Source organism: Streptomyces sp. NWU339 (genome assembly GCF_003143855.1).
In the GTDB taxonomy this organism is placed as follows: Bacteria; Actinomycetota; Actinomycetes; order Streptomycetales; family Streptomycetaceae; genus Streptomyces.
The window spans coordinates 137,880-144,020 of the sequence record NZ_QFRK01000021.1 but is presented as its reverse complement, the minus strand read 5'-3'; the positions used below and the strand labels follow the sequence as shown (position 1 = coordinate 144,020).

Sequence of the window (6,141 nt, the reverse complement as noted above, 5' to 3'; positions counted from 1 at the left end):
GGCCGCGACGGCGGCGGCCGAACCGGCCGTGACCAGCAGGCCGAGGGCGACCACACCGAGGGTGTGGGTGACCGTCACCGAGGCGGCCATCGGGAGGACGTCCCGCAGCCGGGCCCTGCTGCCCCGGGCCGCCGCCGTCGCGGCCATGAGCGTCTTGCCGTGACCCGGCGCGAGCGCGTGCGCCGCGCCGAGGACGAGCGCGATCAGCAGCGCGAGCGCCGCGAAGCCCACCGTGAGGTCGTGCCGCGCGACGAGATCGTCCAGGGCGCGGGTCCACCGGTCGGCGGCGCGGGGCAGCACGGAGGCGGACGGCGCGTCGGGCTCCGTCCCCGCCAGCGCGGGACCGCCCGCACGCACCCGCAGGGCCGCAGTCGTGGTGTCGGCCGGCGAGGACAGCAACTCCTCCGGGTAAAGGGTCAGTTCGCGTGACTGCGACGTCCTCGGCACGTCCGACGCGGCCAGCGTCATCCGGTCACCGCGTGCAGTGATCTCCCGCCAGCCGGGACCCGAGGACGCCCCGGCCCCGCGGAAGTCGACGTCCACCGCGTCGCCCTCGGGCAGCGGAGCCGTCAGCCGGCACTCCACGCGCAGCGTGTCGAGCCCGGCCTGACCGGGACGCACGCGCGCGTGGCTGCTTCTCGCGGTGACGGGGACCGTCCGCCCGTCGACGCGGACCTCGCTGTCGCGGGCGGCCGTGGCGCAGCGCTGCCGGGCCCACTCGTCCGTGCCCAGCGCGTCGACGTCCGGCTGTGCCTGGGTGGCCGGGATCTCGGCGAGGTCCTCGACATGATGGATGCGGAGCTCGCCGGGCGCGGCGACCAGCCCGTCGTAACGGTTGACGGTGAAGTTGCCGAGCGGGTGCGCGCTCGCCGTCGCCGTCGGCACCAGGGCGAACGCGCAGGCGGCGGTGAGGACGGCGAGGCCGGTGGCCGGCGTACGACGGGGGCTCACCGCGTCGCCTCCAGGTCGCTCAGGGCGGCACGGGCCGCGCGGGCACCGAGAGGGGAGAAACCGGGGTTCAGCTCCAGCGCCGCCGTGAGGGACCGGCGGGCGTCGCCGCCGTGGCCGGTGGCGTGTTCGATCATGCCGCGGTGGTAGAGGAAGGCGGCGTTGCGGTAGCCCGTGGCGGTGGCCCGGCGGGCGTAGGGGAGCGCCTCCTCGGAGCGTCCGTTCCGGTGCAGGGCCCAGGCGAGGGCGTCCGCGGTGTGGACGCTGTGCCGACGGTCCCATTCGGTGCGGGCCGCGCGCAGGGCGGTTCGGGTGTCGCCGTGGTCGGCGGCGGCGAGCGCCGTGTCGAGGTCGGCGTTGACCCCGCCGGCGCGGGCGAGGGCGGTCTGCGCGTCGACGAGGGCGTACTGGTCCTGGGCCTTCGCGCGGTCGCCGTCGGCGCCCCGGGTCTCGTACAGCTCGCCGAGGGCGACCAGCGGGCCGGGCAGCGGGGAGCGGGCGACGACCTGCTCCAGGGTCTCGATCCCGCCCGCGCGGTCACCGCTCGCGGCCTGGGCACGGGCCCGGCCCTCCAGGGCGGGGAGGTACTCCTCGTCGGCGCCGAGGGCCCGTGCGTAGTGACGCAGGGCGACTTCGTGGTCCCCCTGGTTCCAGGCGAGTTGACCGAGCGCGGTCGCCACGTACGCCACATCCGGGGCCGTGGACGCGCTGTCCAGGGCCCGTTCCAGTACCTTGCGGGCGGTCCTCACGTCGCCGCGCAGTTCCTGGACGTACGCGTACCGCGTGAAGACGGGCACCCCCGGACGCCTGCTGTCCGCCGTGTCGGCGGCCTCGGCGGCCTCGTCGTACCGGCCGAGCTCGACGAGGGCGTCGATCCGGGAGGACAGAGCGCGCTCGCCGTAGGGGTTCTGCCGCAGGGCCCGGTCGGCGTACTCCAGGGCGCCGGAGAAGTCGTGCCGGGCCGCGGCGAGGGCGGCACGGCCGGCCAGGGCCTGCTCGTTGCCGGGCACGAGCGCGAGGGAGCGGACGAACGCCCGCTCGGCCTGCGGGTAGCGCGAGGGGTCCCCCTTGGTCCGCGCCTGCTCGACGTAGGCGAGCCCCAGGACGGCCCACCCACCGAAGTCCCTCGGCTGGGCACGGAGATGGGCCTGCAGGGAGCGGATCCCCGCGTCGAGGTCGCCCCGGGCGAGCACACCGGCCGCGAGCGTCCCGGCCGCGGGAGCGGCGTCGGCCCGGGCCCCGTCCCGGGCGCCCCCGGCCGCGACCGCCCCGGCGGTCGTCGCGACGGCCAGCAGTGCGGCGCACACCGTGAGGCGCAGCCCGCGCGAGCGCCGCGCGGCGCCGGAGAACCGGCGCAGGGCGGCCGTACGGGCGCCGGAGGAGAAGGTGCCGGGGTCGGCCTCGGCGCCCGGCTGTGCGCGCGCCGTCCTCGGTGATGCGGTGGGCTCGGCGGGCCCGGTCCCCCGGCCGCCCTCCGGGGCGTGGTCGTTCGTACGCGGAGGCATGCCTCTCCTCGGTCTGCGGGTGGTCGTCCTCAGGTGTGCGCGGTCGCGGAGCCGGTCAGTACGCCCGGCCGCGCATCCTGCGCCACCACAGCAGGCCCCCGCCGATCAGCAGGATCCCGCCGGCTCCCGCACCGGCGGACGCGGCGATCAGGGCGGTGTCGTCGAAGCCCTCGGCGCCGGCCGGCCGCAGCGCGTCACCGAGCTGGTTGCGTACGTCGTTGCCGCTGTCCACGCCCTCGGCGAGCGGACCGCGCGACCCCTCCGTCGGGTCGGCCAGATACGGGAACGAGGCGCCGAACTCCTTGTCGTTGGCGTCGACCGCGTCGCCCAGGTCGTTCTCCGCGCCGACCAGCTCGCCCTCGACCACCTGGAGCGCCGCGTCGACCACGTCGTCGGTCAGCCGCCGCCCGTTGGGGAAGCCCGCGTTGTCCCCGTCCAGCACACCGAGCCGCTTCGGTTCGGCCGTCGGCTCGATCGACGTGTTGAGGCGCAGCATCTCCGACGGCGTCACGTGCGGCGGCTGGTTGAGACCCTCGACGCCCTTGAGGAAGACGTCGACGAGGTCGTTGCGCGGCTCGGCGGGCGCCTCGATCTTGTAGATCGCCTCGATGAGTTTCGGCAGTTCCGGGTGCGTGACGTTCTTCAGGAACCGGGCGTCGTCCCACGGCGCGGACGCGTTGAAGGTGTCCTTGTCCTTCAGGGGGTTGACGACCTCGTTCACCAGCGGATTCCCCAGCCGCGACACCTGGGTGAACTCCCCCTTGGCGTTCTTGCGCTGAGTGGTGGACCAGATGCCGACGACCGGTTGGTCCGCCGACTCGGTGATCATGTGCGTGGGGACCTGGAGGGCCAGGGAGTTGACGTTGTAGCCCTTGAGCGTGTCGTTGCCGACCTCGGAGAGGTTCCCGCCGTACAGCAGGTCGAAGACGCGCAGATCCAGGAAGAACGGGTCGTCGGCCTGGCCGGCGAACGTCGTCGCGCCGCCCGCCAGTTCGTGCACGGCCTGCTCGCGGAGCGTGCCGTAGTCCGGCATGGACGCCTTGCCGACGTTCGACGGCGCCACCGGGACGTCGTCCGCGATCTTCGTACGGGACACGAGGTGCTGGTCCTTCAGCTTCAGCAGCTCGATGTCGTAGGTCTGGGTGATGTTGAGGTCCGGGTCGTCCAGGCTGGTGACCGGGCCCGTGTTGTAGAGGAACGTCTTCTCGTTCTTCGTATGCGTCCGGAAGGTGTAGCGGAACAGCAGTTCGCCCTGCGCGTCGCCGTTGTTGTCGATGTGGATGTCGTACTGCGCGTCCTCGGCGAACGTGAAGAAGTTCGGTCCGCCGGCCGGCTCCTCGAACGGGATCCAGTTCGCGATGATCGTCGTCGTGTCCGGTTTGTCGGGGCTGACGAACGCGTACAGATCGGTGTTGTCGTACTGCGGGGTGCCCGAGATCAGTGGGGCCTCCCGGTGGCTGGAGGCGGAGGCCGCCCCCGGTTCCAGCGCGGTCGTGCCGACGGCGGCGAGGCCGCCGGCGGCCAGCGCGCCGCAGATCAGGGTCGCGAGGTTCCTGCGTCCCGCGCCGGTCCTGGAGTTAGGTGTCATGCCGTCCGTCCTCAGTGCCAACTTGCCTGACGTACCGGGATTCGGAGCGGAGTCCTGGCCGGATTGGTCGAAAGTCGGGACGGGGAGGAACGCCCGTATTATTTCCCGCTGTTCGACCCGCGTTTTCGGTCCGCTGATCCGTAATCCCCTCCGGAGGCGTGATCACGGCGAACGCCTCGGTGACCAGGTGGCCCCGCGGGGCCGGGAGAGGAGAGGCGCGTTGGAGGCGGACGAGCTTCTGGTGCGGGTGGCAGGCGGCGACCAGAAGGCATTCGAGACGCTGTACGGGCTGGTGTCCGGACCGGTGTACGGGCTCGTACGGCGGGTGGTGCGCGATCCCGCCCAGTCGGAGGAGGTCGCGCAGGAGGTGCTGCTCGAACTCTGGCGCTCCGCCGCCCGGTTCGACCCCGGACGGGGCAGCGCACTGTCCTGGGTCCTCACACTCGCCCACCGCCGGGCCGTCGACCGGGTGCGCAGTGCCCGCGCGGCCGGCGAGCGCGAGCGGCGTGAGGCCGCCCGGCACGGCAGCGGGCCCGCGTTCGACCAGGTCACCGAGGAGGTCGAGGCCGGCCTGGAACGCGAGTGGGTACGCCGCTGCCTGGACCGCCTCACCGCCCTGCAGCGGCAGTCGGTCACCCTCGCCTACTACGACGGCTACACCTACCGTGAGGTGGCCGAGCGGCTCTCCCTGCCCCTGGGCACGGTCAAGACACGGATGCGTGACGGCCTCACCCGACTGCGTGACTGCCTGGGGAGTGCCGCATGAGCGTCCTGGACCGGTTGTTGCGCCGAGAAGACCTCCACTCCCTGGCCGCCCCCTACGCGCTCGACGCGCTGGAACCCGCCGAGCGCGTCCGCTTCGAGAAGCACCTGAGCGGCTGCCGCCGCTGCGCCGCCGAGGTGCGCGTCCTGGCCGAGGACGCCGTCCGCCTCGCCTGGTCCACCGCCGCCCCGGCGCCGCCCGCCCTGCGCGACCGGGTACTGGCCGCCGTACGGACCACCCCGCAGGATCCCGCGCCCGAAGCCGTGCCCGGGTCCCGGGAGCAGACGCGCGCGCACGCCCCGCGACTGCCGCTCCACGTATGGGGGGCCGAGTCCCCGCCGCCGGCCCGTGAGCGGCGCGGGATGCCGCTGTTCGTCCCCTTCGCGACGGCCACCGCCGCCGCGGCCCTCGTCGTCGCCTCGCTGTTCGCCGTACAGGCGGACCGGACCCAGGACGAACTGAACGCCGAACGGGACCGTTCACGTGAGATCGCACACGTTCTCGCGGCCCCGGACGCCCGCGCGAGCAGCGGCCGGGGCACAGGGGGCGGCACGATCGGAGTGATCGCTTCCGCGTCGGCGGGGAGCGCGGTCGTCACCCTGGGCGGATACGGCAACCCGCCGAACGGACGTGTGCGCCAACTGTGGCTGATGCGCCCGGGCGCCGAACCGCGCTCCCTGGGGCTCTTCGAGGCCGACACGCCCCTGATCGCCTCCGACCTCGACGCATCCGCGACGTCACTCGCCGTGACCGTCGAGCCTGACGGAGGGTCACCGCAGCCCACCAGCCAGCCTGTCGTCCAACTCACCCTGAAAACGGTCGGATTCGGAGAGTAACCGTCGAGTGTTCGTCAACCTCCTTACGGGGAAGGTGAATCCTGCAGCCGCGATGCACGAGTGCCCGTACGGGGCGATAGGGTTACCCTGCCCGGGGTGGACTCGTACGGGTGGGGAGTGACATGGAACGGATAACGGTGCACAGCAGGGCCAGGGTCCCTGCGATCACCTGTGGAAGCAGCGCGACCAGTACGCGCCTGGACCGCCACCTCTCGGTGCTGGCGGGACCCGCCGTCCCGCAGCGGGAGACGGTCGAGGCGACGTCGCTGATGCGTGAGCTGACCGCACGCGACCACGGAGCCAGAGGCGCGCGGGCACGGACGAGCCGTGTCTCGCTCTTCGCCCCGCTGCGTCGGCTGCGTCGCTCCCTGCTCGGCAGCCGTTAGACCCGCGCCCGGACGGACCCACCGTCCTGGCGCGGCACCGCGCGCGTCCCCTGTCACCCCACGGCGCACGACGCACACCCCGAGCACCGGCACGTCGTCCCTTCCCCGGCCCACG

Annotated in this window: 5 protein-coding genes and 1 pseudogene; 3 read left to right on the top strand and 3 right to left on the bottom strand. The window is 73.5% G+C overall.

Annotated elements, in window-relative coordinates:
* From DIZ27_RS24090 to DIZ27_RS24080, 3 genes and pseudogenes are all read right to left on the bottom strand, one after another.
* Nucleotides 1-951: pseudogene (locus tag DIZ27_RS24090) on the bottom strand (nickel transporter); the annotation flags it as partial.
* Nucleotides 948-2,453: a tetratricopeptide repeat protein gene (locus DIZ27_RS24085; protein WP_109380533.1), complete on the bottom strand. Its 1,506-nt coding sequence runs from the start codon at nt 2,451-2,453 to the stop codon at nt 948-950. The gene DIZ27_RS24085 and the pseudogene DIZ27_RS24090, both read right to left, overlap by 4 nt.
* Before the next feature lie 55 nt (nt 2,454-2,508).
* Nucleotides 2,509-4,041 (bottom strand): DUF4331 domain-containing protein, encoded by a 1,533-nt coding sequence (locus DIZ27_RS24080; RefSeq protein ID WP_109380532.1) that lies wholly within the window; start codon nt 4,039-4,041, stop codon nt 2,509-2,511.
* A gap of 187 nt (nt 4,042-4,228) precedes the next feature.
* Here DIZ27_RS24080 and DIZ27_RS24075 point away from each other — a divergent pair, with 187 nt between their 5' ends.
* The 3 genes from DIZ27_RS24075 (at nt 4,229) to DIZ27_RS24065 (ending at nt 6,026) form a co-directional block, all read left to right on the top strand.
* Nucleotides 4,229-4,807 carry a sigma-70 family RNA polymerase sigma factor gene (locus DIZ27_RS24075; RefSeq protein WP_258308519.1) on the top strand — a complete coding sequence of 193 codons (579 nt, stop codon included), beginning with the start codon at nt 4,229-4,231 and terminating at the stop codon, nt 4,805-4,807.
* Complete coding sequence (locus DIZ27_RS24070) at nt 4,804-5,640, top strand: anti-sigma factor domain-containing protein (protein ID WP_109380530.1); 837 nt, start codon at nt 4,804-4,806, stop codon at nt 5,638-5,640. The genes DIZ27_RS24075 and DIZ27_RS24070 overlap by 4 nt, the downstream gene beginning before the upstream one ends.
* Nucleotides 5,641-5,762: 122 nt before the next feature.
* Nucleotides 5,763-6,026 carry a hypothetical protein gene (locus tag DIZ27_RS24065; protein ID WP_109380529.1) on the top strand — a complete coding sequence of 88 codons (264 nt, stop codon included), beginning with the start codon at nt 5,763-5,765 and terminating at the stop codon, nt 6,024-6,026.
* Nucleotides 6,027-6,141 lie beyond the last annotated feature (115 nt).